General features: G+C 59.6%; 25 protein-coding genes. 9 read left to right on the top strand and 16 right to left on the bottom strand.

Going from position 1 to position 25,272, the window contains the following annotated elements; translation table 11 throughout:
• From I6L36_RS18355 to rpsB, 10 genes are all read right to left on the bottom strand, one after another.
• A complete protein-coding gene (locus I6L36_RS18355; protein WP_029313943.1) occupies positions 1-513 on the bottom strand; it encodes an OmpH family outer membrane protein in 513 nt (170 codons plus the stop codon).
• 147 nt (positions 514-660) lie between these two features.
• Entirely contained in the window at positions 661-3,084 is a 2,424-nt protein-coding gene (gene bamA / locus I6L36_RS18350; protein ID WP_041211294.1) for an outer membrane protein assembly factor BamA, read from the bottom strand.
• 34 nt (positions 3,085-3,118) lie between these two features.
• Positions 3,119-4,471: a sigma E protease regulator RseP gene (gene rseP / locus I6L36_RS18345; protein ID WP_039039430.1), complete on the bottom strand. Its 1,353-nt coding sequence runs from the start codon at positions 4,469-4,471 to the stop codon at positions 3,119-3,121.
• Between the two features lie 76 nt (positions 4,472-4,547).
• Positions 4,548-5,744 (bottom strand): 1-deoxy-D-xylulose-5-phosphate reductoisomerase, encoded by a 1,197-nt coding sequence (gene ispC / locus I6L36_RS18340; RefSeq protein WP_216986764.1) that lies wholly within the window; start codon positions 5,742-5,744, stop codon positions 4,548-4,550.
• Between the two features lie 67 nt (positions 5,745-5,811).
• Positions 5,812-6,669: a phosphatidate cytidylyltransferase gene (locus I6L36_RS18335; RefSeq protein WP_039039428.1), complete on the bottom strand. Its 858-nt coding sequence runs from the start codon at positions 6,667-6,669 to the stop codon at positions 5,812-5,814.
• Between the two features lie 27 nt (positions 6,670-6,696).
• On the bottom strand, positions 6,697-7,473 hold the full coding sequence (uppS, locus tag I6L36_RS18330) for a polyprenyl diphosphate synthase (RefSeq protein WP_039039427.1): 777 nt from the start codon (positions 7,471-7,473) through the stop codon (positions 6,697-6,699).
• Positions 7,474-7,545: 72 nt separating this feature from the next.
• Positions 7,546-8,103 (bottom strand): ribosome recycling factor, encoded by a 558-nt coding sequence (gene frr, locus I6L36_RS18325; RefSeq protein ID WP_010673406.1) that lies wholly within the window; start codon positions 8,101-8,103, stop codon positions 7,546-7,548.
• 95 nt (positions 8,104-8,198) lie between these two features.
• Positions 8,199-8,933, bottom strand: coding sequence for a UMP kinase (gene pyrH / locus I6L36_RS18320; RefSeq protein WP_010673405.1), 735 nt, complete (start codon positions 8,931-8,933; stop codon positions 8,199-8,201).
• Positions 8,934-9,004: 71 nt separating this feature from the next.
• Entirely contained in the window at positions 9,005-9,886 is an 882-nt protein-coding gene (gene tsf, locus I6L36_RS18315; RefSeq protein WP_216986763.1) for a translation elongation factor Ts, read from the bottom strand.
• Positions 9,887-9,990: 104 nt separating this feature from the next.
• Positions 9,991-10,719, bottom strand: coding sequence for a 30S ribosomal protein S2 (gene rpsB / locus I6L36_RS18310; RefSeq protein ID WP_010673403.1), 729 nt, complete (start codon positions 10,717-10,719; stop codon positions 9,991-9,993).
• A gap of 358 nt (positions 10,720-11,077) precedes the next feature.
• Here rpsB and map point away from each other — a divergent pair, with 358 nt between their 5' ends.
• From map to I6L36_RS18290, 4 genes are all read left to right on the top strand, one after another.
• Positions 11,078-11,866 (top strand): type I methionyl aminopeptidase, encoded by a 789-nt coding sequence (gene map / locus I6L36_RS18305; protein WP_010673402.1) that lies wholly within the window; start codon positions 11,078-11,080, stop codon positions 11,864-11,866.
• A 64-nt stretch (positions 11,867-11,930) separates the two neighbouring features.
• A complete protein-coding gene (gene glnD, locus I6L36_RS18300) occupies positions 11,931-14,573 on the top strand; it encodes a bifunctional uridylyltransferase/uridylyl-removing protein GlnD (RefSeq protein WP_045523585.1) in 2,643 nt (880 codons plus the stop codon).
• A gap of 178 nt (positions 14,574-14,751) precedes the next feature.
• Positions 14,752-15,579, top strand: coding sequence for a 2,3,4,5-tetrahydropyridine-2,6-dicarboxylate N-succinyltransferase (dapD, locus tag I6L36_RS18295; RefSeq protein ID WP_010673400.1), 828 nt, complete (start codon positions 14,752-14,754; stop codon positions 15,577-15,579).
• A 275-nt stretch (positions 15,580-15,854) separates the two neighbouring features.
• Positions 15,855-16,238: a DUF3461 family protein gene (locus I6L36_RS18290; RefSeq protein WP_039039426.1), complete on the top strand. Its 384-nt coding sequence runs from the start codon at positions 15,855-15,857 to the stop codon at positions 16,236-16,238.
• Between the two features lie 163 nt (positions 16,239-16,401).
• Here I6L36_RS18290 and ptsG read toward each other — a convergent pair whose 3' ends face one another.
• From ptsG to I6L36_RS18275, 3 genes are all read right to left on the bottom strand, one after another.
• A complete protein-coding gene (gene ptsG, locus I6L36_RS18285) occupies positions 16,402-17,835 on the bottom strand; it encodes a PTS glucose transporter subunit IIBC (protein WP_010673398.1) in 1,434 nt (477 codons plus the stop codon).
• Between the two features lie 429 nt (positions 17,836-18,264).
• Positions 18,265-19,239: a MalM family protein gene (locus I6L36_RS18280; RefSeq protein WP_042015533.1), complete on the bottom strand. Its 975-nt coding sequence runs from the start codon at positions 19,237-19,239 to the stop codon at positions 18,265-18,267.
• Positions 19,240-19,329: 90 nt separating this feature from the next.
• The gene (locus I6L36_RS18275; protein ID WP_109112917.1) at positions 19,330-20,652 is read right to left on the bottom strand and encodes a maltoporin; all 1,323 of its coding nucleotides are present in this window, start codon (positions 20,650-20,652) and stop codon (positions 19,330-19,332) included.
• 315 nt (positions 20,653-20,967) lie between these two features.
• Between I6L36_RS18275 and I6L36_RS18270 the strand changes: the two genes are divergently transcribed.
• Positions 20,968-21,108 (top strand): hypothetical protein, encoded by a 141-nt coding sequence (locus I6L36_RS18270; protein WP_154670447.1) that lies wholly within the window; start codon positions 20,968-20,970, stop codon positions 21,106-21,108.
• 71 nt (positions 21,109-21,179) lie between these two features.
• Here the strand turns inward: I6L36_RS18270 and I6L36_RS18265 are convergent, their stop codons facing one another.
• The 3 genes from I6L36_RS18265 to I6L36_RS18255 all read right to left on the bottom strand — a co-directional run bounded on the left by I6L36_RS18265 (position 21,180) and on the right by I6L36_RS18255 (position 22,916).
• Positions 21,180-21,620, bottom strand: coding sequence for a flavodoxin (locus I6L36_RS18265; RefSeq protein WP_039039423.1), 441 nt, complete (start codon positions 21,618-21,620; stop codon positions 21,180-21,182).
• Between the two features lie 184 nt (positions 21,621-21,804).
• On the bottom strand, positions 21,805-22,584 hold the full coding sequence (gene truC / locus I6L36_RS18260; protein WP_103858155.1) for a tRNA pseudouridine(65) synthase TruC: 780 nt from the start codon (positions 22,582-22,584) through the stop codon (positions 21,805-21,807).
• A complete protein-coding gene (locus tag I6L36_RS18255) occupies positions 22,581-22,916 on the bottom strand; it encodes a YqcC family protein (RefSeq protein ID WP_010673392.1) in 336 nt (111 codons plus the stop codon). The genes truC and I6L36_RS18255 overlap by 4 nt, the downstream gene beginning before the upstream one ends.
• Before the next feature lie 197 nt (positions 22,917-23,113).
• Here I6L36_RS18255 and I6L36_RS18250 point away from each other — a divergent pair, with 197 nt between their 5' ends.
• The 4 genes from I6L36_RS18250 (at position 23,114) to I6L36_RS18235 (ending at position 25,267) form a co-directional block, all read left to right on the top strand.
• Positions 23,114-24,142: a DUF3549 family protein gene (locus I6L36_RS18250; RefSeq protein WP_049636270.1), complete on the top strand. Its 1,029-nt coding sequence runs from the start codon at positions 23,114-23,116 to the stop codon at positions 24,140-24,142.
• A 68-nt stretch (positions 24,143-24,210) separates the two neighbouring features.
• Positions 24,211-24,507 carry a DUF3301 domain-containing protein gene (locus tag I6L36_RS18245; RefSeq protein WP_039039421.1) on the top strand — a complete coding sequence of 99 codons (297 nt, stop codon included), beginning with the start codon at positions 24,211-24,213 and terminating at the stop codon, positions 24,505-24,507.
• Positions 24,508-24,566: 59 nt separating this feature from the next.
• Positions 24,567-24,803, top strand: coding sequence for a DUF2789 domain-containing protein (locus I6L36_RS18240; RefSeq protein WP_039039420.1), 237 nt, complete (start codon positions 24,567-24,569; stop codon positions 24,801-24,803).
• A gap of 158 nt (positions 24,804-24,961) precedes the next feature.
• The gene (locus I6L36_RS18235; RefSeq protein WP_052816317.1) at positions 24,962-25,267 is read left to right on the top strand and encodes a DNA-binding protein; all 306 of its coding nucleotides are present in this window, start codon (positions 24,962-24,964) and stop codon (positions 25,265-25,267) included.
• Positions 25,268-25,272 lie beyond the last annotated feature (5 nt).

Below are 25,272 nucleotides of genomic sequence, written 5' to 3'. Positions count from 1 at the left end.
TTAGTTGCTCTTGCTAACCTGAGAAATAACCTGGCCGGAGATGTCCAGCTTGCTGGCTGCATACGGGGCGGCGTTGCGCTCCAGCACCAGATCGTAGCCATTGCTCTTGGCGATGGCGTCGATGGCAGCCTGCACCTTGGTCAGGATCTTGTTGCGCTCTTCGGACTGACGGCGACCGTTGTCCTGCTCGAATGCCTGACGCTTCTGGTTGAATTCCATCTGCAGCTTGGCCAGCTTCTCCTGGCTCTGCTTCTTCTGTTCGGCGCTCATGAAGGCTTCGTCCTTCTTGAACTTCTCGACCAGTGCCTGACCGTCGGACTCCAGCTTCTGCAGTTCACGCATGCGCGGTTCGAACTCGCCCTTCAGCTTCTTGGCAACGGCTTCACGCTGGGGCAGCTTTTGGAAGACTTCGCCCATGTCGACCACGGCAATCTTGGTCTCAGCGAAGGCAGAACCCATGCCGGCAGCCATCAGTGCAAAGCTCAAACCAGCTACTTTCAACGCTTTATTCACACTTACTCCTTGGTCCCTCGGTCGAGGGCTACCTGATTTACCTGATTGTGCAAGCGATCTACGAGATCGTCTTGTTACCTGGTGAGGCACGCAAACGCGCGACCCATCATGCTTCCCCCCGCCATGGAGGGGGGGCGTCCGCTCCCCTTAGAAGGTACGGCCGATGTTGAAGGAGAAGACTTCGGTGTCGTCCCCTTCGTATTTCTTGATTGGTCTTGCCAGCACGAACACCAGCGGGCCCATGGGAGAGAGCCACTGCAGCGACAGGCCGGTCGACATCCGGATGTTGCTCGGATCGGAGTAGTCCATCAGATAGTTGCAACCACTGAAGCAACGGTTCTGATACTGGCTGTAGTCGAAGTGGGTATCCCACACGGAACCGGCATCGATGAAGAAGCTGGTCCGCAGCTGGGGCTGATAGGTCTCGGAGGCAAAGGGCGTCGGCACGATCATTTCCAGCGAGGCCACCGCCAGGGCGTTGCCCCCGACCGAGCTGTCGGTGCCCTGGATGACGTCGTTGCCGCCCAGGTTATAGTAGTAGAGCGCCTTCGGACCCACGGTGTTGCTCTTGAAGCCACGCAGGGTGTCGAAGCCGCCGGCGTAGTAGTTCTCGAAGAACGGCAGGACGTGCTCGTAGTCGCCATTGCTGCCGTAGCCGTCGCCGTAGGAGGCACGGGCCTTGGCCAGCATGACCCACTTGTGGTCGGCATCAAACGGGAAGTAGTGAGCATCTTCGGCGTTGAGCTTGAAGTACTGCAGATCCATGCCGGGCACCGTCACCTTGGCGTTCACCCGCTGGCGATCACCGGAGGTCGGGAACTGACCCTTGTTGAGGGTGGAGCGGGTCCAGCCGGCGGTGACGTCCACGGTGTTGAACACCATGCGGTTGTCGCCATCCAGATTGCCGTTGTAGACCTTCCAGAACTCGTCCACCTGTACATAGGGGTTGGGCTGGGAGAGCTTGTTGTTCTCGTAGCCCAGGCTGAAGTCGAGACGGTTGTTCTCGTTGACCGGGAAGCCGCTGGAGAGACGGAAACCGACGGTGGTGTTCTCGTAGTCCACGATGTTGGCATCGGCCGCACTGAACTTGTTGTAGTAGAGACGGCCGCCCAGGCTCACCCCGTCCACGGTGAAGTAGGGGTCGTTATAGCTCAGGTCGACGCTCTTGGAGTAGTCGTTGGTGCTGGCGTTGATGCCGATCTTCTTGCCGGTCCCCATGAAGTTGTCCTGCTGCAGACCCGCCTGCAGGCTCAGACCCGACTCGGTGCCGTAGCCGATACCGGCGTTGATGGACCCCGCCGGCTGCTCCTTGACCTTGAAGTCCAGATCGACCTGGTCATCGCTGCCCGGCACCCGCTTGGTGTCAACCTCCGCGGTCTCGAAGAAGCCGAGGCGGTTCAGACGGGTCTTGGACTGCTCGACGTTGTCGGAGGAGAGCCAGGTGCCCTCCATCTGGCGCATCTCGCGACGCAGCACTTCGTCCTTGGTGGTGACGTTGCCGCTGAAGTTGATGTTGCGCACATAGACCCGGGGACCCGGCTCCACGTTGACGATGAGCTCCACTTCCTTGGTCTGGTCGTTGATCTGGGGGAAGGTGACCACTTTCGGATAGGCGTAGCCGTAACGGCCGAGGAACTTGGAGAGCACCTCTTCGGTATGGGTTACCTGGCTGGCGGAGTAGACGCTGCCCGCCTCGATGGGGATGAGGCCCTTCATCTCGCCGCCGCGGTCGATGAGGTCACCCTTGAGCTGGATACCGGAAACCTTGTACTGCTCCCCTTCCTTGACGTTGAGGGTGACGTAAACGCCCTTCTTGTCCGGGGTCATGGAGACCTGGGTGGACTCCTGGGTGAAGCGGATGTAGCCGCGGTCCATGTAGTAGGAGCGCAGCACTTCGATGTCACCGGCCAGCTTCTGCTTCTGGTAGCGCTGATCGCCGGTGAAGTTCCACCAGGGCACATCGTCCTTGAGGGAGAGCTGGGCCAGCAGCTTCTCTTCCGGGAAAACGTTGTTGCCGACGATGTTGATCTGCTGGATCTTGGCCGCTTCCCCTTCCACGAAGGTGAACTTGAGGTCGACCCGGTTGCGCGGCAGCGGGGTGACGATGGCCTTGACCTTGGCGGAGTACTTGCCCACGCCGTAGTAGAAATCTTCCAGCCCTTTCTCGAGGGAGCTGAGCACGGTGCGATCCAGCGGATCACCTACGCGGATCCCGGAGGATTCCAGGCTCTGGGTCAGTTGCTCTTCCTTGATATCCTTGTTGCCGGAGAACTCGATGCTGGAGATGGTCGGGCGCTCCTTGACCACCACTTGCAGCACCTGACCGTCGCGATAGACCTTGACGTCCTCGAAGTTGCCGGAGGCATAGAGCTTCTTGATGGCGTTCGCCAGGGACACGGAGTCGACGGAATCACCGACCCGCACCGGCAGATTCAACAGGGCGGCACCCAGGGTCACCCGCTGCAGGCCCTCGACCTGAATGTCTTGCACCACAAAAGAGGCCGGGGCAGCCTGAGCCAGGAAGCTGGCCCCCAGCAGGCAACTCAACACCAATGCTTTTTTAACAGCCATTTTGTTCTTATGTGTCCTTGTTGATGCTCTGGCCTCAGAGGCGAGCGAAATCATTAAACAGCGCAATGCCCATCAGTAACATCAGAATGGCGGCGCCTATCCTGAACCCAACTTCCTGAATTTTTTCCGATACCGGCTTGCCGGTGATCGCCTCGATGAGGAAATAGACCAGATGGCCACCATCGAGCACCGGCAGGGGGAACAGGTTGATGATCCCCAGGTTGACGCTGATAAGCGCCAGGAATCCGAGGAAATAGACCAACCCGTAATCGGCGCTGCTGCCGGCCCCCTTGGCGATGGAGATGGGGCCGCTCAGGTTGTCCAAAGAGACGATGCCACCGATCAGCTTGCCTATCATGTCGAAGGTCAGGGTGATCAGGCTCCAGGTCTTCTGGACCCCATGCCACAGGGCTTGCAAAGGCCCATACTGTAACAGAGTTCGATACTCATCCGGTAATGGAACCAGTTGCGGCGACAAGCCCACAAAACCGACCAGCTGGCCCTTCACTTTCTTCCCGTCCGGGGTCAGGGTCAGGGTCATCTCGCTGCCCCCGCGCTCCACCGTCACCTGCAGCGGCTGCGCCGGTGACTGCTGGACACGCTCGACAAACTGGGCCCATTCGGTGATGGCCTCTCCATCGACCCCCTTGATGCGATCCCCTATCTGAAGGCCGGCCTTCTCACTGGCGCTCGACGGCACCACGGCCTCCACCACGGGCAGCACCTTGCCACCGAGGGGCACTATCCCGAGGCTCCCGATGGGGGACTCTTTGTCGGGGTCGAATTTCCAGCCTGCCAGCTGCAGGGTCTTGTCCACTGCATAGCTGGTGTTGGCCGCCTTGAGCTTGAGCTGCACCGAGTCATCGCCAAGGTGGCTGATGAGGGCGTAGGTGACGCTCTCCCAGTCACCGGTCTCCTCGCCGCCGACGCCGACGATCTCCATGCCTGGCAGGATGCCGGCCTCTGCCACGATGGAGGCGGGACGCACCTCGCCCACCACGGGTTTGACGCTCGGCACCCCTATCATGAACATCAGCCAGAAGGCGAACAGGGCGAACACGAAGTTCGCCATGGGGCCGGCCGCGACGATGGCCATCCGGGCCCAGACGCTCTTGTGGTTGAAGGCCTGCGCCTCCTCCCCCGGCTTGAGTTCATCGACCCGGCCATCCAGCATCTTGACGTAGCCGCCAAGGGGGATCAGAGCCAGCACGTATTCGGTACCATCCTTGCCAAGGCGACGCCAGATGGCCTTGCCAAAGCCGATGGAGAAGCGCTCCACCTTGACGCCGCAACGACGAGCCACCCAGAAGTGGCCAAATTCATGCACCGCCACCAGCAGCCCGAGGGCCACGATGAAGGCGCCGATATTCCACAGAAGCCCGCCCATCAGCCGCGTACCTCGCGGTCATGCCCAGTCCTGCGCTCGAGAGCATGGAGAGGGGCTGGCTGCCACCACAGTCCGTTCATACGGCAAGCTCCTTTATCAGTTGCTGGGCACGGGCTCGGGCCGTACCGTCCAGGGCGATGAGATCCGCCAGAGAGCTGGCAGCACTGCTGCCCAGCTCGGCCATGACGGATTCGTTGACTCTGGCAATATCCATAAATCCGATCCGCTCTGCAAGAAAAGCCGCGACGGCCTCCTCGTTGGCGGCATTGAGGGAGGTGGTCGCCCCCTGCCCTTGCTGACACGCGCTCATGGCCAGCGCCAGACAGGGATAGCGCTCATAGTCGGGCCGGATAAAGCTGAACTCTCCGACACTGAAGAAATCCAAAGGTTCCACACCGGACTCGATCCGTTCCGGATAGGCCAGAGCGTGGGCAATGGGGGTGCACATGTCCGGGTTGCCGAGCTGGGCCAGCACGGAGCCATCCTTGTACTGCACCATGGAGTGAATGACGGACTGGGGGTGGATCACCACCTGGATCTGCTCGGGGGCCGCATTGAACAGCCAGCGCGCCTCGATGTACTCCAGCCCCTTGTTCATCATGGTGGCGGAGTCCACCGAGATCTTGGCCCCCATGGACCAGTTGGGATGGGCAATGGCTTGCGCCGGGGTGACATGGTGCAATTCACCCACATCGGCATAGCGGAAAGGTCCGCCGGAGCCGGTCAGCAGGATCTTGCTGATCCCCGCCCCGGCCAGATCGCAGAAACCGGGCTGGCGCTGCACGTCGACCGGCAGGCACTGGAAGATGGCGTTGTGTTCGCTGTCGATGGGCAGCAGCTCGGCGCCGTGCTCTCGCACCGCCTCCATGAAGAAGGCTCCGGACATCACCAACGCCTCCTTGTTGGCCAGCAGAATGCGCTTGCCGGCGCGCACGGCAGCCATGGTGGGTGCCAGACCCGCCGCACCGACAATGGCCGCCATCACGCTGTGGGCATCGGGGTGAGCAGCCACGTCGCACAGGGCTGCCTGACCGGACAACACCCGGGTGGTGCTGCCGTGAGCCTTGAGCCGACCCGCCAGATCGCTGGCGGCGCCTTCGTCCACCATGACGGCGAACCGGGGGGAGAATTCGAGACAGTCGCGCAGCATAGCGTCCACGCTGCGTGCAGCGGTCAGCGCCAGCACCTGCCAGCGCCCGGGGTTGTGGCGCAGTACCTTGAGGGTGCTCTGACCGATGGAGCCTGACGCTCCCAGGATCACCAGGTTTTGCATCAAGACTCCTGATTGGGTAACAGACTGATGGAGCGGGACGCTCCCGGGATCATCAGTGCGCGAAACATCAAAACTCCGGACCGAGCAACAGGTAGCTGAGCAGGAAGACGGGCAGCGCCGCCGTCAGGCTGTCGATGCGATCGAGAATGCCGCCATGGCCCGGCAACAGGGTGCCGGAATCCTTGATGCCGGCTTCCCGCTTGAACATGCTCTCGGCCAGATCGCCGAGCACGGAGGCCAGCACCGCCAGCAGGGAACAGAGCAGCACGGTGCCCATCTTGGCAGGCACGAAGCCCATGAACCAGGTCACGCCGATGGCCAGCAGGCTGGCGGTAAACAGCCCACCCAGCATGCCTTCGATGGTTTTCCCCGGGCTCACGGCCGGCGCCAGCTTGTGTTTGCCGAACGCCTTGCCGAAAAAATACGCGCCAGAATCTGCCGCCCAGACCAGTCCCATCACGAACAGCAGGATCCAAGCCCCCATCATGGGGTCGTGGTAGAAGTTGTAACCGCGAATGGCCACCAGGGACCAGAAGAAGGGAACCAGGGTCACCAGACCGAACAGGGATTTGAGCCAGATGGATTCACGCCACAGCCTGGCGCTTTGCGGGTAGCGCAGCACCAGCAGCAGCCCCAGCAGCCACCAGCTGACGGCGGTCCAGAGCACGCCCATCACCAGCGGATGCAGTTGGGGGATCCAGAGTTGCTCCACGGGCACCCAGAACAGACTGGCCCCCAGCAGCAGACAGAACACCAGCGGCAACCACTGTTGCGGCTGGGCAGTGACGAAGGCACTCCACTCACGGCTGGCCAGCAGAAAGACCAGGGCGGCGAGCAGGGCAAAGAATTTCAACGGCAGAAAAAACAGCGCCCCCAACACCAGGGGTACTAACAGTAATGCGGTAATAATTCGTTGTTTTAGCAAAAGAAACCTCTCTCTTGGGAGCGGGGTTTAGCCGGTCTGTTGCGCGGCGATCAATTCCCGGATCTGTTCACCCGTACACCCGAAGCGACGTTCGCGAGCAACGAAGGAGGCAACTGCCCCACTGAACTCGGCCTCGTCAAAATCGGGCCACAGGACCGGGGTAAAATAGAGTTCGGCATAGGCGAGCTGCCAAAGGACAAAGTTGCTGATGCGATGATCCCCGCCGGTGCGGATCAACAGATCCACGGGGGGCAGATCAGCCATGCAGACATGACGACCCAATGCCGCCTCATCGACCGCCTCGGCATCCAGTTCACCCGCCGCCACGGCCCGTGCCAGGGTCCGGGCCGCCTGGGCGATGTCCCACTGACCGCCATAGTTGGCGGCGATATTGAGGGTCAATCCCTGATTGTTGGCGGTCAGGGCCTCGGCCTTGGCGATCTTGGCCTGCAGCCGCTCGCTGAAGCGGGCAGTGTCGCCAATCACCCGAAGGCGAATGCCGTTGCTGTGCAACTTGCTCACCTCGCGACCCAGCACCGTCATGAACAACTCCATCAGGGCGTTGACTTCCCCTTCCGGACGGCGCCAGTTCTCGCTGGAAAACGCAAACAGGGTCAGCGCCTCCATCTTGGCACGGGCGGCAAAGGCCACGGCCTCACGCACGGATTTCACGCCCGCCTTGTGCCCGGAAACCCGCATCTTGCCGCGGTTCTGGGCCCAGCGACCATTGCCATCCATGATGATGGCGACGTGACGGGGCAAGGACGAGCTGGCGCTATCGCCTAGCGCTGCCAAAAGCGACATTCATTTCTCCCACAAAGACAAAAGCGCCGTGCAGGGGCACTACACGGCGCTCGTAATATACCTGTCGGAGGCTTAGATTTCCATTAGCTCCTTTTCCTTCACAACCAGGGCGTCATCCACCAGCTTGATGAAGGTATCGGTCAGCTTCTGGATCTCTTCCTGGGCGCGACGGTCGTCGTCTTCGGAGATCTCTTTCTCTTTCAGCAGGGCTTTCAGGTCGGCGTTGGCATCGCGACGGATGTTGCGAATGGCAACCCGGGCACCTTCGGCTTCGGCACGGACGATCTTGGTCAGATCACGGCGACGCTCTTCGGTCAGCGGCGGCAGCGGCACGCGCAGAGTCTGGCCATTGCTGGACGGGTTCAGGCCCAGATCGGAGGTCAGGATGGCTTTTTCCACCGCCTGGATCATGGAGCGATCGAAGATGGAGATGGAGAGAGTACGGGCATCTTCTGCCACCACGTTGGCCAACTGCTTCAGAGGAGTGGCAGCACCGTAATACTCCACCTGGATGCCGTCGAGCAGGCTCGGGTGAGCACGGCCGGTACGGATCTTGGACATCTGGGTCTTCAGCGACTCTACGCTTTTGCCCATGCGGTCCTTGGCGTCGTTTTTAATCTCGTTGATCACAGTGGTTTTCCTTTTGGCGAACGAGCCGACGGGCGGCTCGTATCTATCTTGTTGACTGGCGTAATGGACAAGCGAGCCTGGGGCTCACACTTGCCTTACTTGCTGGCCTGGTGGATCAGGGTACCTTCCGGCTCACCCATGATCACGCGGCGCAGCGCGCCCGGTTTGTTCATGTTGAACACCCGGATCGGCAGATCGTGGTCGCGGGCCAGGGTAAAAGCAGCAAGATCCATCACTTTGAGTTCTTTTTCAAGAACTTCATCATAACTCAGTTCCTGATAGAGCACGGCATCCGGGTTCTTGACCGGGTCATCGGTGAACACGCCATCGACCTTGGTGGCTTTCAGCACGACGTCGGCTTCGATCTCGATACCGCGCAGGCAGGCTGCCGAGTCGGTGGTAAAGAAGGGGTTGCCGGTACCGGCAGAGAAGATCACCACCTTGCCGGCGCGCAGCTGGCTGATGGCTTCGGCCCAGCTGTAGGAGTCGCAGACCCCTTGCAGGGAGATGGCCGACATCAGGCGGGCATTCACATAAGCACGATGCAGGGCATCACGCATGGCCAGGCCGTTCATGACGGTCGCCAGCATGCCCATGTGGTCACCCACCACGCGATTCATGCCTGCCTTGGCAAGGCCGGCACCACGGAACAGGTTGCCGCCACCGATGACCAGACCGACCTGAACACCCAGCTCAACCAGCTCTTTGATCTCTTGGGCCATCCGTTCCAGCACCGCCGGATCAATGCCGAAACCCTCGGATCCTTGCAGGGCTTCACCACTCAACTTCAGAAGAACACGTCTGTATGCAGGCTTGGGATTGGTACTCATGTCACTGATTCCTGGTCATATAAAGACCGCGACATAAGTCGCGGTCTGGGGAAACGGAAAAACCGGTTCGATTAGGCCTTCTGAGCGGCCGCGATCTGGGCTGCTACTTCAGCAGCGAAGTCGGTCTCTTGCTTCTCGATGCCTTCGCCCACTTCGAAACGGGTGAAGGAAACAACGTCAGCGCCTTCTTTCTTCAGCAGCTCGGCAACGGTCATGGAAGGATCTTTCACGAACGGTTGACCAGTCAGGGAAACCTCACCGGTGAACTTCTTCATGCGGCCTTCAACCATCTTCTCGGCGATCTCTTTCGGCTTGCCGGAGTTGATGGCGATGTCGATCTGGATTTCGCGCTCTTTGGCAACGACTTCGGCAGACACGTCTTCCGGTTTGACGAATTGCGGGCTGTTGGCAGCAACGTGCATGGCCAGATCTTTGGCCAGCTCGTCGGTACCGCCAACCAGCTTGGTGATAACACCGATGCGGGAGCCGTGAACGTAGGTGCCCAGGTTGTCACCTTCAACCAGCATCACGCGACGCAGGTTCATGTTCTCACCGATCTTGGCGATCAGGTTGGTGATGGTCAGCTCGACGGACTCGCCGTTGCCGAAGTCGGCGGCTTTCAGCACGTCAACGTCAGCGATTTTCTGGGTAGCAGCGATCTCGACGATCTTCTGACCCATGGCCAGGAAACCGGCATCCTTGGAAACGAAGTCAGTCTCGCAGTTCAGCTCGATCATGACGGCAACGTTGCCTTCGGTACGGGCGAAGATCACACCTTCAGCGGCGATACGGCCAGCTTTCTTGGCGGCCTTGGCCTGACCGGATTTACGCATGTTCTCGATAGCCAGCTCGATATCACCGTTGGCTTCTTCCAGCGCTTTTTTGCAATCCATCATGCCAGCGGCGGTGCGCTCGCGCAGTTCTTTTACCAGGGCGGCAGAAATGTTTGCCATGTCCAGTATCCTCGGTCTTGAATTGACAAGAAACAGGGGCCACAAGGGCCCCTGCTAACCAATTACATCAGCTTGGTTAATAAGGGCTTTTCAGTCCTTATCAATTACTCAGCTTCAACGAAGCCATCTTGTTCGGCTTGAACAACGATGTCCTGCTCGCGGGCTTCCAGAACGGTGTCAGCAGCAGCGTTCAGGTACAGCTGTACGGCACGGATAGCGTCGTCGTTACCCGGGATGACATAGTCAACGCCGTCCGGGTTGGAGTTGGTATCAACGATGGAAACTACCGGGATACCCAGGTTGTTGGCTTCTTTGATAGCGATGTGCTCGTGGTCGGCATCGACAACGAACAGAACGTCAGGCAGGCCGCCCATGTTCTTGATACCACCCAGGCTCTTCTCCAGCTTTTCCATTTCGCGAGTACGCATCAGCGCCTCTTTCTTGGTCAGCTTGTCGAAGGTACCGTCTTCGCTCTGGGTTTCCAGATCTTTCAGGCGCTTGATGGACTGACGAACGGTTTTCCAGTTGGTCAGCATGCCGCCCAGCCAGCGGTGGTTAACATAGAACTGGTCGCAACGCTCAGCGGCTTCTTTGACGGCTTCAGACGCGGCACGCTTAGTACCTACGAACAGTACCTTGCCTTTCTTGGCAGCTACGGAGCTGATGAAGTTCATTGCATCGTCAAACATCGGAACGGTTTTTTCCAGGTTGATGATGTGAACTTTGCTGCGGGCGCCGAAGATGTAGGACTTCATTTTCGGGTTCCAGTAACGAGTCTGGTGACCGAAGTGAACGCCGGCTTGCAGCATGTCGCGCATAGAAACTTTAGCCATTTTATACCTCTGTATTGGGGTTAGGCCTCCACACATCCCATATAACCGACCCGTTAAGGCACCCCGGCATATGTGTCGATGTGTGTGTGTTGTTGAGTAAGGGTGATGGCATGAGGACACGAGTTCCCCATTCCGGCGCGCTTTATACCATAACTTTGGTCATGACACCACCAGCCCGGGTGCTAAAAATGGATCCCGGACCATGGTGCGACCGCCTGATGACGTTGCGATGACGATCACACTGGAAGTAAACGGGGGTTGGGGATAAAATTTCGCCCTGATTGCAAACGCATCTATTTTTCATTACCTGGTTGTTGGGCATCGGCAGGATGCGCAATCAGGCCCCAAGAGAGATCCCATGTCCATTAAAATCAAGACACCGGAAGAGATTGAAAAAATGCGTGTCGCCGGCCAGCTGGCCGCCGACGTGCTGGTCATGATCGCCCCCCACGTCAAGGCGGGCGTCACCACAGACGAACTGAATACCCTCTGCCACGACTACATCGTCGACGTGCAGCAGGCCATCCCCGCGCCGCTCAATTACCACGGCTTCCCCAAGTCCATCTGTACTTCGGTGAACGATGTCATCTGCCATGGCATCCCGAACCACAAGAAACTGCGGGAAGGGGACATCATCAATCTGGACATCACCGTCATCAAGGATGGTTATCACGGCGATACCTCCGCCATGTTCATCGTGGGCCAGACCACCCCCCTGCGTCGCCAGCTCTGCAAGGTGGCCCAGGATAGCCTCTATGCCGCCATCAAGCGGGTGCGCCCGGGCATGTGCATCACCGAGATCGGCGCCGTCATCCAGCCCATCGTCGAGCAGGCAGGCTTCTCCGTGGTACGCGACTACTGCGGCCATGGCATCGGTGCCGAGTTCCACGAAGAGCCGCAGATCCTCCACTACCGCAACGGCGGCAAGCTGGAGCTGAAAGCGGGCATGTGCTTCACCATCGAGCCCATGGTCAACAGCAAGAAGTACCATTGCAAGGTCAATCCGAAGGATGGCTGGACCGTCACCACCAAGGACGGCGGCGACTCCGCCCAGTGGGAGCACACCCTGCTGGTGACCGAGGATGGCTGCGAGGTCCTGACCCTGCGCCCCGACGACACTATCGAGCGTTTTATCCGCCACGTTTGACATTCAACCCCGGCCGCGCGCCGGGGTTGCTCTTTACCCGGCCCGACCGAGAGTGTGACATGCCATGGATGCCAGCCTGCTTTCTCCCCATCTGCTCCCAGACGATCAGCTCACCCGTGACAACTGCAAGGAGTACCTGAGCCGCTTTCTCGCCTGGCTGCACGAGCGCTTCGACGCCGGTGACAACATCATCGAACTGGTGGCCACCCGCTCCGAATACATGGACGCGCTGCTGACCAGGCTCTGGCACAAGTTCGGCTTCGACAGGACCGAGCTCACCCTGATCGCGGTAGGCGGCTATGGCCGCGGCGAACTCCATCCCCACTCCGACATCGACCTGCTGCTCCTCTACGAAGGAGATGAACTGGACGAGGTGCTGGGGCTTCGCATCGGCGAGTTCATCACCCTCTTGTGGGATCTCAAGCTGGAAGTGGGGCAGTCGGTGCGCAACGTGGCCGAGTGCATCGAGCAGGGCCGCAACGACATCACGGTTGCCACCAACCTCATCGAGGCCCGTTACATCACGGGTCGCCTGGCGGGATTCGAGCAGTTGCAGGTGGCCACCCAGCCCCAGCACTTCTGGCCGAGCGAAGCCTTCTTTCGTGCCAAACGCGAAGAGCAGGCCCTGCGCCACCAGCAGTTTCTCGGCACCGCCTACAAGCTGGAGCCGGATCTCAAGAACAATCCCGGGGGCCTTCGCGACATCCAGACCCTGGCCTGGGTCGCCCGCCGCCACTTCGGCGCCACCACCCTGTTCGAGATGACCAGCCACGGTTTTCTCAACCGGGCCGAGTACCGGGAGCTGCTCGACTGCCAGAATTTCCTGTGGAAGGTGCGCTTCGCCCTGCACATGGCCATCAACAAGGGGGACAACCGCCTCTTGTTCGACCGCCAACGCACCGTGGCCCAGATGCTGGGGTTCGAGGGGGAAGGAAACGGCCCGGTCGAGCAGATGATGAAGCGCTTCTACCAGACGGTGCGACGGGTGGCCGAACTCAACGAGATGCTGCTGCAACTCTTTGACGAGGCCATTCTCGGCAACACCGCCATGGACGTGCGCCGCATCAGCGACGAATTCCAGCTGCGCGGCCGCCTCATCGATGCGGTGGACTCCGAGCTGTTCGGCCGGGATCCTGCCGCCATCCTGCGACTCTTCTACCAGATAGCCCAGCACCCGGAGATTGCCGGCATCCACTCCGCCACCTTGCGCCAGTTGCGCGAGGCCAGACGCACCCTCAACTGCTGGCTGCAAGATCTACCCGAGTGCCGCCGTCTCTTCATGGCGCTCCTGCGCCACCCCAACGGCATCGGCCAGCCGCTCACCCTGATGCACAAGTACGGGATCCTCGCGGCCTACCTGCCCCAGTGGAACCTTATCGTCGGCCAGATGCAGTTCGACATGTTCCACGCCTACACGGTGGACGAGCACACCCATCGGCTGCTGCAAAACATCCATCGCTTCCCGAATCCGGCCAGCCGCCAGACTCACCCGCTCTGCCACGAGGTGTTCACCCAGTTGCGCAAGCCCGAGCTGCTCAGCATCGCCGCCCTCTTCCACGACATCGCCAAGGGCAGGCGCGGCGATCACTCCGAACTCGGGGCCGTGGATGCGCTGGAGTTCTGCCAGTTGCACGGGCTGGATCGCTACGAGAGCCGACTGGTCGCCTGGCTGGTGCGCCACCATCTGCTGATGTCGGTCACCGCCCAGCGCCGCGACATCTACGACCCGGATGTGGTCACCGACTTCGCCCAGAAGGTGCGGGATGAATTGCACCTCGACCTGCTCTATTGCCTGACCGTGGCCGACATCTGTGCCACCAACGACAGTCTGTGGAACGACTGGAAGGGCACCCTGCTGCGCGAACTCTACTTCGCCACCCAGAAGGCCCTGCGCCAGGGGTTGGAAAACCCGCCGGACATGCGCCTCAAGATCCGTGAAAACCAGCGCCAGGCCAGGCAGATCCTGACCCAGCGTGAGGTGCCACAGGAGGCGGTCACCGCCCTCTGGAACGACTTCAAGGCCGATTACTTCCTGCGCCACAGCCCGGAGCAGATCGCCTGGCACTGCCGCAAGATCATCGCCCACGGTGACAACCCGGCCCCCCTGGTGCTCATCGGCAAGCATCCCATACGGGGCGGTAGCGAGGTGTTCATCTATTGCCGCGATACCCCCAACCTCTTTGCCACCGTGGCCTCGGCGCTGGATCAGAAGAACCTCAGCATCCACGACGCCCAGATCATGAATTCGCGCAACGACTACGTGCTCGACACCTTCATCGTGCTGGAGCCAAACGGCGAGCCCATCAGCCCCAACCGTACCGCCACCATCAAGAAGGCGCTGGAGAAAGCCCTTCAGGAGCCGGGCAAGCTGGTCCTGCGCAGCAAGCCCCTGTCTAGACGCCACCGCCAGTTCAGCGTGCCGACCAGGGTGGTCTTCCTGCCCCACAAGGGGGAAAACCGCCACACCCTGCTGGAGCTGACGGCCCTAGACACTCCGGGCCTATTGGCCCGTATCGGTGCCGTGTTCCAGCAGTGCGGCCTCTCCCTCCATGCCGCCAAGATCACCACCATCGGTGAGCGGGTGGAGGACTTCTTCAGCCTCACCACCCTGGCCGGAGAGCCGCTGAACCCGGAGGAGCAACAGGCCCTCGAGGAGAGGCTGGTCAATCAGCTCAACCCCCAGGAACCGGTTGGCGAGAGTGCCTGACACGCTCGGATGAAGCCTCGAAAGAGGCTTTTTGACGTATTGATTCCTCAATCAGAACAAATGGTTGGACCACTCAAGTACAATAAATCGCCCTGATTCTGAAGAAATCGGCGAGAGCCCTTAAAAACGATTGGAAAAGTGTGATACAACAAACAGAATTTTATAAAGGAAACCTGTCATGACCCAGTTGCAACAGACCATCGAAGCGGCCTTCGAGCGCCGTGACTCCATCACCCCCGGCTCCGTCGATGCCGCCACCAAGGCCGCCATTCTGGAAGCCATCGACCTGCTGGACTCCGGCAAAGCACGGGTTGCCGAGAAGATTGCCGGCGAGTGGGTCGTCCACCAGTGGCTGAAGAAGGCCGTGCTGCTCTCCTTCCGCATCAACGACAACGGCATCATCAAGGGCGACGATGCCCAGTACTACGACAAGGTTCCCTTGAAGTTCTCCAACTACACCGAAGAGCAGTTCAAGGCTGCCGGTGTACGCGTCGTGCCGCCCGCGACCGCGCGCAAAGGCTCCTTCATCGCCCCAAACACCGTGCTGATGCCCTCCTACGTCAACATCGGCGCCTTCGTCGATGAAGGCACCATGGTCGACACCTGGGCCACCGTGGGCTCCTGCGCCCAGATCGGCAAGAACGTGCACCTCTCCGGCGGCGTCGGCATCGGCGGCGTACTGGAGCCACTGCAGGCCAACCCGACCATCATCGAAGACAACTGCTTCATCGGTGCCCGTTCCGAAGTGGTGGAAGGGGTGATCGTCGAGGAAGGCTCCGTCATCTCCATGGGGGTCTTCATCGGCCAGTCCACCCGCATCTATGACCGCGAAACCGGCGAAATCCACTACGGCCGAGTCCCGGCCGGCTCCGTGGTCGTTTCCGGCTCCCTGCCCTCCAAGTGCGGCAAGTACAGCCTCTACGCCGCCGTCATCGTCAAGAAGGTGGATGCCAAGACCCGCGCCAAGGTCGGCATCAACGCCCTGCTGCGCTCCATCGACGAGTAATCCACGCCGATGTCATCAAGGGCACCTCTGGTGCCCTTTTTCATGCCCGCTCTCATGGGTGGACGCCAACTCTCCTGCCCCACCAGCACTGCACACCCCCATGAGACGATACCGCTTATGGCAGTGCTGACAAGGCGTTCACCCCTCCCCCTTGGCTCGCTGATTAAAAAAGACCTTTTTGACACCAATTTGAATTTGGCGCGCCTGTCACAGGCAAGGCGTCCGGACTCGGGTAAGATAGAGGGGTCAGGATCGTTTCAAACCAAGGAAGCCCGATGTACGAGAATCTCAAGAGCCTGGGGATCCAGGAACCCACCTCGGTGGACAGCTACACCCTGCGCCAGGAAGCCAACCACGACATCCTCAAGATCTATTTCAAGAAGCAGAAGGGTGAATTCTTCGCCAAGAGCGTCAAATTCAAATACCCTCGCCAGCGCAAGACCATGCTGGTCGACTCGGGGACCCATGAGTACAAAGATGTCACCGAGATCAACGCCAACCTCAAATACGTGGTGGATGAGCTGGACAATCTGACCCAGGGCGGCCAGCCTTCCGCCGATCCGGACATCAAGCAGAAAATACTGCGCGACTTGCGTCATCTGGAAAAGGTGGTGCAGAACAAGATCAGCGAGATAGAACGGGATCTCGAAAAGCTTTAAGCCGGTCTGATGCAGCAAAGGCGCCCAGGGGCGCCTTTTTCATTGGGTCACACCATGCTGGCGCCGTCAGGAAAGCCCCCGCACATGTCCCGCCACCAAACGCAACCCAGCAAAAAGGGAGGCTTGCGCCTCCCTTTTCGGAACTCGGATATCGGAGCGACAATCAGTTGCTCTTCATCCAGATGTCCATTTCAGTTTTCAGGTTGTCGGACTTGGTGCCGAAGATGGCTTGTACACCGGAACCCGCCACCACCACACCGGCGGCGCCCAGCTTCTTCAGACCAGCCTGGTCAACCTTGGCCACATCCTTCACACCGACACGCAGACGGGTGATGCAGGCGTCCAGAGAGGCGATGTTCTCTTTGCCACCGAAGGCGGAGACCAGTGCAGCAGACATCTCGTCCTTGCTTTGACCGGCAGAGGACTCTTGGGCAGCTTCGTCTTCACGACCCGGGGTTTTCAGGTTCATGGCACGGATGACCACGGTGAAGACCACGTAGTAGATGACTGCGTAGACCAGACCCAGACCCACCAGCAGCAGCATGTTGTCGGCACGCGGAGATTGCACCACGAAGTCGATGAAGCCGTTGGAGAAGGTGTGACCGTGAACGACACCCAGCATGTTGGTCAGCACGTATGCCAGACCGGCCAGCAGAGCGTGGATGGCGTACAGTACCGGGGCCACGAACAGGAAGGAGAATTCGATAGGCTCGGTGATACCGGTCAGGAAGGAGGTCAGGGCAGCAGAAGCCATGATACCTACGATCTTGGCGCGGTTTTCCGGCTTGGCGGAGTGCGCAATGGCAAACGCGGCAGCAGGCAGACCGAACATCTTGAACAGGTAGCCACCCGCCAGCTGACCGAAGCCGTTGCCGGCAGCACGGGAAGCGTCATCAGCAGTCAGGAAGCAGGTCATGATGCCGTGTACGGTTTCACCGGCGGCGTTGACGCAAGTACCAGCCTGATAGAAGAACGGCACGTTCCAGATGTGGTGCAGACCGAACGGGATCAGGGAGCGCTCAACCACGCCGTAGATGCCGAATGCCAGGACCGGGTTCTGGTTGGCAGCCCAGTCGGAGAAGGCACCGATGGCACCACCAATCGGCGGCCAGATGAAGGAGAGCACGACACCCAGACCGATGGAAACGAAACCGGTGATGATGGGCACGGCGCGCTTGCCGGCGAAGAAGCCAAGGTACTCTGGCAGCTGGATCTTGTAGAAGCGGTTGAACGCCCAGGCAGCCACGCCACCGGCGAGGATACCACCCAGCACACCGGTATCGATCTTCTCGACACCCATCACAGGCGCCATCACAGTCAGGGTGGCGGTCATGATGCCGTAGCCGACGATGGCGGACAGGCCGGACACACCGTCGTTATTGGTGAAGCCAAGGGCGACGCCCACGGCGAACAGCAGAGCCATCTGGCCGAATACGGAACCACCGGCCTGCTCCATCAGTTGGGAGACGATTTCCGGCAACCAGCTGAAGTGGGCAGCCCCCACCCCCAGCAGAATACCTGCAACGGGCAAGACCGATACGGGCAGCATCAGCGCCTTACCGACCTTTTGCAGATTAGAGAAAGCATTTTTTAACATGTGTGCGCTCCTGAATGGATTTTTTTCCGACAACGACTCAGGGCAGTTTATTGATGACGATGTTTTTCATCCGTCACTGCGCCAAGTGAGTTTCCCGGGTTGCTTATTTTGACCAGCAGAATATAACCCAGCGGGGGTGGAAATGCCTCTGTCGGAAACAAGGGAATAATAAATTTGGAGGAGAGATCACAAGATAATAAATAAGCAGAGAGGGGACTATCTTGAATATTATTTCGTATTGTTATAGCTTCGCCGCAAAAAGAAATAAACCACTTCAAAATAAATCACAAAGAAACCAAATAATACTGAACAATACCCACCGTAACAAAATGTAACTTGTTGCGGATTTATATTATCCAGTCTACCGATTAAAAAGGCCTCCAACAAGGGAGGCCTCCAATAAATATCGATTTTAATAAACCGAGATATTTAGTTCTTCTGTGAACGTTTCACTGCATCAATAAAGACCGATTTCGCCTTGGTTGAACCTGCACGCTCGGCTTCATTCACGAGTTGCATCGCCTTGTCGATGTCACCGGCCTTCACCGCTTTCTCGATCTGGGCGTTGTAGAAGCTCTCGGTCTCGCTCAGCATGGCGGGAGCCGGTTTGCTCGGCGCTGCGGCAACGGCTGCCGTGGTGGCCGCCGTCGCAGCCACGGCAGTGGTAGCAGGCTTGGCCTGGCTCATCGCCACCTTGTCGGCGTATTCAGGCTTGAACACGGCTTCCAGGCCTTGTCCCTTGGCCATGTCCGTGACCTTGATCTGTACCAGACCCCAGGGCGAATGGGGGATCACGGGGTCCTTGATATCCGGCTCGACCGTGCCGTTGGCACGGGCAAAGGCTTTGGCGGGGTGCAAGATGGTGGTGCTGCCCGCCGTCTCGTTGGCTGGCGCATAGACCACCATATAGGTTTCAGTGGCGGGATTGCCCGGCATGCTGCGGTCCACAAACACACGCCCCTCAATCCTGTCGTTGTCGAGCAGGTGGGCTGGTTGATAGGCAAAGACCGACTCACCCAGCACGCGAGTCACCTTGAACTGGGCATCCAGCATGATCACCTTGGGAACCAGGACCGTCTTGCTGACCTGGGAGGCCAGGGTGATGGCCAGATTGCCGGTATTGGCCGGCAGACGATAGGCGGCAAAATAGCTCATGCCCTCGTCAAACTGATAACTGGGCTGCTTGCCGTCGATGGCCAGCAGCGTCTCGCCTTCCGGCAGGGAGACATAATTGAATTCGTTGAACCCTGTGCAACAACTGGTTGCCTGGGAGAGCGCCTGCTTGGCCTGATCGGCATTACTCAGAATGGAGGCGTGCTCCTGCACGGGCACCACCATGCTACCGGAACAACCGGCCAGCAGCGCGGTAACCATGGCCGCGATAGACATCTTTACCAGTTTCATTCTTCTTATCTCCATAACCCGGTTGCCACATCATGCGAAACAAAACTGCCCCCATAAGGGGGCAGTGACTAACTTAACTGAAGATATTGCTTACCACCAGGCTTCTGCTTGTACGCCAACCTGATAGGTGTCTTTGGAGGTGTTGCCTTCAAAGGCGTTCTGGTCTTCGGTGTTATTCAGGTAGGTGGCGAACACGCGGATTTCCGGACGGGCCCAGAAGCTGGAGCCGGCAGACCAGGCCTGAGCCAGGGTCAGCTTGTAAGCGCCATCTTTGTCGGTGGTACCGGAAGTGGACTTGCTCTTGTCCTGGAAGTAGCCGCCTTCGAAGATGGTCTTGTTGAAGTCATCCCACTTGTACATCGGGCGAGCGACGACAGACATGGTTTCGTACTTGTCGTTGCCGTTCCACATCTCGTTGCCTACCCCGTAGACCAGCTGGTGACCCATCTCCCAGGAGTTGCCCATCGGGATGACGCCCCAGTTGATGATACGGTAGCCATCGGCACCGGCTTTGGCTTCGGCACCATACCAGGAACCGTCACCGTAGAAGGCCATGGTCTTGGAGTAGCCTTCGGTACCGTACTGCAGCACGGTCTTGTTGAAGCCACCGAAGATGCCTTGAGTCAGTTCGGCAGTCAGCATGACGCCGTTCTTCATGTTGTCGTTCTTCAGATCTTTCTGGGCGTCGGTCTCATTGACCAGGGCATACATGGCGCCCACTTCCAGAGAGCCGTCCTGCCACAGCGGGATGCCGGCATAACGCACGTCCAGGGTGTTGACGTTCAGATCTTCGTTCTTCTGGTAAACCGGATCACCGTTGCCATCTACACCAGTCTGGGTGTACTGACCGAAGACATCACCCGCGCTGCGGTCGTTGCGTACCCAGGCCAGGGAGAGCTTGCCAGGACCAGCCTGGATGCCTTCGATACCGGCGCCGGCACCGGAGATGTTCCAGTAGTAGAAGTCAGAGATGTGGATGTCGTGACGTTGGTAGAAACGCTTACCGGCCCACAGGGTGGCTTCCGGCGCGAAGCCCAGCAGCCCCTTGGCTTGCACGTTGAACTGACGCAGGGCGAAGTCGGAGTCGCCGTTGCACTGCTTGGCATCGAAGTTACAGACGGTGCCGGTACCTTCCCAATCGTTGGAGCCGTTGGACGCCATGGCGAACATGGAGTCTACGTAGAAAGTCTTGCCATCTTTGTTGAAGACTTCCTGACCCAGCTGGACTTCGCCGTAGGTATCATTTTCGTTACCCAGACGACCAACCTTGTTGACGTTGTATTTGACCATGTCCCCGTCACCGGAAACACCGACACCGGAACGGAAGTAGCCGTGGAAATCAACGGCGAAGGCGGCTTGGGAAGCCAGGGCTGCGGTTACTGCTGCAGCGATCGGGAGCCACTTTGCTTTCATTTTCATTTTCCTTATTCCCGCTGAGAGGAGTGTGATCCTGATATTCAAGTTCTTATCACCGGAAAAACGTTTTGGTGATAACCGAGGTCGATTATAGGTACCCAAATTCCCTGCAAACATGAGCTGATTCACAAAACGATGACAAATCGCACGCCACAGACAGCCACAGCAACAAAATGTCAATAAATTTTCATTTTTTGGCACAAACCACCCGAGATAAGCACAAAAAATAAAAACAACAACCAAAGAAAGCGCTTTCAAATATTAATTCGCGACGAGAGTTAAGTGATAAATCCGTGTCACAGTAGCAAAAACATGACTGAAATCGCTTTCAATGCGGAACTTTTAATTTTTCAATTTGTCGTGGGTGATGATGAATATGGCCAACCGGTTATCATGATTGGCGAGAAAAATAACCGGACGAAAGAGAGGATATATTTGGGGGCTGAGGCGTGACGCCCCAAAAATAAAACACCCCCGTCAGCACACTCACGGAGGTGAATTTATTCTCGGGGAGAAGGGTCTGGCTACAGTCTATTTTCCCAGGTTTTCAACCAGGCCAGCGCCGCCACTTCAGGCTCATCTTCTACCGTCGCATCGATTTCCAGACGCACAACCAGTGGCTCGGCAGCCAGCTCCTGCAACAGAGCATCCAGCGTTCGCCCCGCTCCGCAGAAGTGTTCATAGCTGCTGTCTCCCATGGCGATGAGGGCATAGCGCCATCCCTTCATATAAGGAGCACGATCGGCCAGGGCACTGGCAAAGGGCTGCAAATTGGGCGGTATATCCCCCTGCCCCGTGGTGGCGGTCACGATGAGCAGAAAGCGGGAGGCATCGATGTCGGTCAGCGCCGCGTCATCGAAGATCTGGCAGACATGGCCATTGGCTTGCAGGTGGTCACAGAGGGTCTCGGCCACCAGCATGGCCGAGCCGTAGACGGTGCCGACCAGGATGTCGATCTCGGCCATCAGCGACTCCTCAGGGACAGATATTGGACCCGGCAAGACCGGGATGGGTAGGAAGAGCCCCCCTGAACAGGCGGGGGGCACGCGATTGCGCAGGCGATATCTCGTTGAGCCATAAGTCATTCCTCTGACGTACCTGGGCTACAGCATGCCACAGCCCGGTCAGAGGCAACAGATGGAAAGAGGCTCAGGCGCCGTAGTCTTGCTCGCTGGCAGGCCAGCCCAGACGGGCGAACAGACCCAGCACCTCGGGGCCCAGGGGCGCCTGGATCCGCATCGGCACCTTGAGCACCGGATGCTCGAAGCTCAGACGGTGCGCGATCAGCAGTAGGCGGTCGCACCCGTAATGCTCGCGAAAGAAGCGGTTGTGCCGGCCATCCCCGTAGGTGGTATCACCGACGATGGGGTGGAACAGGTGATCCAGATGGCGGCGCAGCTGGTGCTTGCGCCCCGTCTTGGGAAAGAGGCGGACCAGGCTGTAGCGACTGGTGGGATGCTTCTTGGAGACGGCGAAGGGCAACTCGACCTGATGCAGACGACGAAACGCGGTCACCGCCTCCTGGGCGGGGCGATCCGGGTCGCTGAAGGCATCGGCAATCTTGTCCAGCTGCTCCTTGAGCGGATAGTCGATGAGCCCCTCTTCGGGGGCCCATCCCCGCACCAGTGCCAGGTACTCCTTGTGGACCTTACGGGCAGCAAAGGCCTCGGTCAGGGTGCGGGCCACGGCAGGATCGAGAGCAAACAGCAGCACACCCGAAGTGGGCCTGTCCAGTCGGTGCACGGGGTAGACATGACGACCCCCGATCAGATCCCGGGTCATCTGCATGGCGAAACGGGTCTCGGCCTTGTCGAGCCAACTGCGGTGCACCAGGAGACCGGACGGTTTGTTCACCGCCACCAGCCAGTCATCCTGATAAAGCAGTGTCGGCTGCAAGGCATCCGCTGTCCGGGTCTGCTCGTCCATCATTGTTCGACCACTTTGCCGGAGAGCAGCAGATCGAAACGGGCGATCAGACGAAGCAGGGCCTCGACCTCCGCCAGCTCCTCTTTATAGACCTCACTCGCCATGGGATAGAGGGAGACGCTGGTCGGCAGCGGAGCCTGCAGCAGCACCAGCTGCTCCATGCGCGGGATCAGCACGAACTGCAGCCACTGATCGAAACTCAGGGTATCGACACAAAACGGCAGCTCGCTTGCCAGCGCCTCGCTCCCCGGATGGTCGGCTTGCCAGCGTTCCAGACGTTGCAACTCGGCAGTCAGCTCTCCCAGCAGACCGGCAACCAGCAGATATTGATTCATCTCGCTCACTTCCTCATCGCGGGCCCGGTCTGCGACGGGGCCCCACTCAATACGGCCATCAAAAAGGGGCGCTACTATACACCGACCCCGCAATGGCTGCCATGTTACCGTCACCTTCATCCCCTGCATCACCGCCTCTGGCTATCTGGTGCAGCCCCCTTATAATCGCCCGCATTATCTTCAAGCGGGATCTCTTCATGTCTTCCATCAACACCCTGACCGAGTTTCTGACCCAGGCCGATACCCAGTTCCAGCTGTTCGATCTGGGCCGCCAGGTGCGCCCGCTCCCCAGCGACCTCTTCGTGCGCATCGAGCAGCAGCAGGAGCCCTACCCCTGGCCGTTGCAGCAGCACGCCTGGCTCGGCGTGCACTTCTTCCAGCCGACCGAATCCAGGCACTACCTCTGGTTCCTCAAGTTCGCCCTTGATGAACGCGGCCTGCTCATCTCCAGCGGCCCCAAGCATTTCATGGATCAGGTGGTAGAGACTCTGGGCTACAAGCTCACCGGTGAACTGGACGAAGAGAAGGCCCAGCGTCTGGCGGACAACCCCTACACCTTCCGTCCGGCCGAGGCCAAGATGGCCAGTGTGCACGCCAAGCTGGCCCGCCAGCTGGAACAAGCCCCTTCCGCTTACTACGAGGCCCTCTGCCACTATCTGGCGGCGCCGGGGGAAGAGGGGTGGCAGGCCCTGGGACTGCAAGGGTTTGCAGATCTCGCGGAGCAGCTGCAGGTTGAACGCAACCTGGCACTGGTCTGCAAGGCCTTGCCCGTACTGCCGCAGGCCCCCCTCTACGCCCTGTGCCAGAGCCTGGAGAACGCCCCCCTGCCTCCAGCCCTGCAAGGCGCATTGCTGGAGCGCATCGGCAAGGAGCAGGAGTGCGCCGAGCCTGACCCCGAAACCCTGGCCTATCTGTGCCGGGCACTGGCCTCCTGCCCGGGCAACGGACTGCGCACCAACAAGCTGCTGACCCTGCTGCAAACCCGGCCAAGCCCCTCCCTGCTCCTCGCCATCGCTGGCCGCCTCTGGCCCGATCTGAAACACCCCGAACTGCTCGGCCTGTTTCTGGAGCAGCTCGCCCTGCAACCCACCCAGTTCTTCAACCAGGTATTTGCCGAGCTCGTCACGCTACCGGCATTGCGCAATGATATGCTGGCAAAACTGCGTGACCCCGAACGCAGCGAGGCCCTGGGTCTGGCCATCGGTCGCCTGTTCGCTGCCACCTAGGCCCGACACAACGGCCCTGTTGCCTGAGGTGAACAGGGCCCCACACACATCACAGAAGGAACCCGCTGATGGGAGAAATGCTTGGGATCTTGCTGCTCGGCCTCGTTGGCTGGGCCTTCTGGCAACAGCGCCGCCAGGCGGAGTTGGCTTGGCAATACATGCGCCGCTACTGCCAGCACCACGACCTGCAACTGCTGTCGCTGGCGCGGACACACCGTGCCCTGGGGCACAAGCCCCTGCGCCTGCTCACCTACTACCAGTTCGAGTTCTCCAGCGACGGAGAGAGCCATTATCAGGGGCAGCTCTGCATGCAGGGGCTGCATGTCGCCGGTGTCGAACTGCCACCCCATCGTCTCCCCTCCTAGATTTGAGAGCACGGGGGCTGGCTATACTCTTCCACAGCCCCCTTCCAAGGAGTACCGACATGGAATTGCTCACCCATGACATGGCCGCCCTGTTTGCCCAGCTGGGGCTGGCCAGTGACGACATCAGCCAGCAGCGTTTTATCCGCGACCATCCCATCGATCGCCATACCCAGTTGCCCGACGCGCCGTTCTGGACGCCTTCCCAGGCAGGCTTTCTGCGCGATGCCCTCAGCCACGACGCCGACTGGGCGGAAGCCATCGACCAGCTGGATGTGATGCTGCGCCAGGGGACCTGATCCCCGCACTCCCGGCGGCCAGCGTTGGGTAGACGCGGAGCCGCCAATCCCCTCCCTCTCGCCACCCACGCCCTTCGCTCCGCTTTCCTGATGGACAGGCTTTGATTAAGCTCTGTGCCACTATCCACCCGCAGCAAGACGGCCGTGCAGGAGCCAAGATGTCAGCCCAAGAGATCATCCAGATAGCCAACGAACTCAGTGCCAGGGGGATCACCCCCTCTACCGCCATGGTCAAGGCCCGCCTCAGCCATCCCGTGCCCATGGCCGAGCTGCTCAAGGTGTTGAGCCAGTGGAAGCAGCAACCCCAGCCCGCGTCGACAGCGCCCGCCCCCGCCAGTGCCCCCGAGGCGTCCCCCCTGGCCACGGAAAGCGTCACTCTTCAGCAGCTGAGCGAGCAGCTCGCCCGGCTGGAGCAGAAGGTCGATCGCCTCACCGATCTGCTGCTCAACCAGAAGCCGGATTGACCCAT

Origin of the sequence: Aeromonas sp. FDAARGOS 1406, assembly GCF_019048565.1 — a bacterium.
GTDB lineage: Bacteria > Pseudomonadota > Gammaproteobacteria > Enterobacterales > Aeromonadaceae > Aeromonas > Aeromonas caviae.
This window is presented reverse-complemented; position numbering and strand designations above follow the sequence as displayed.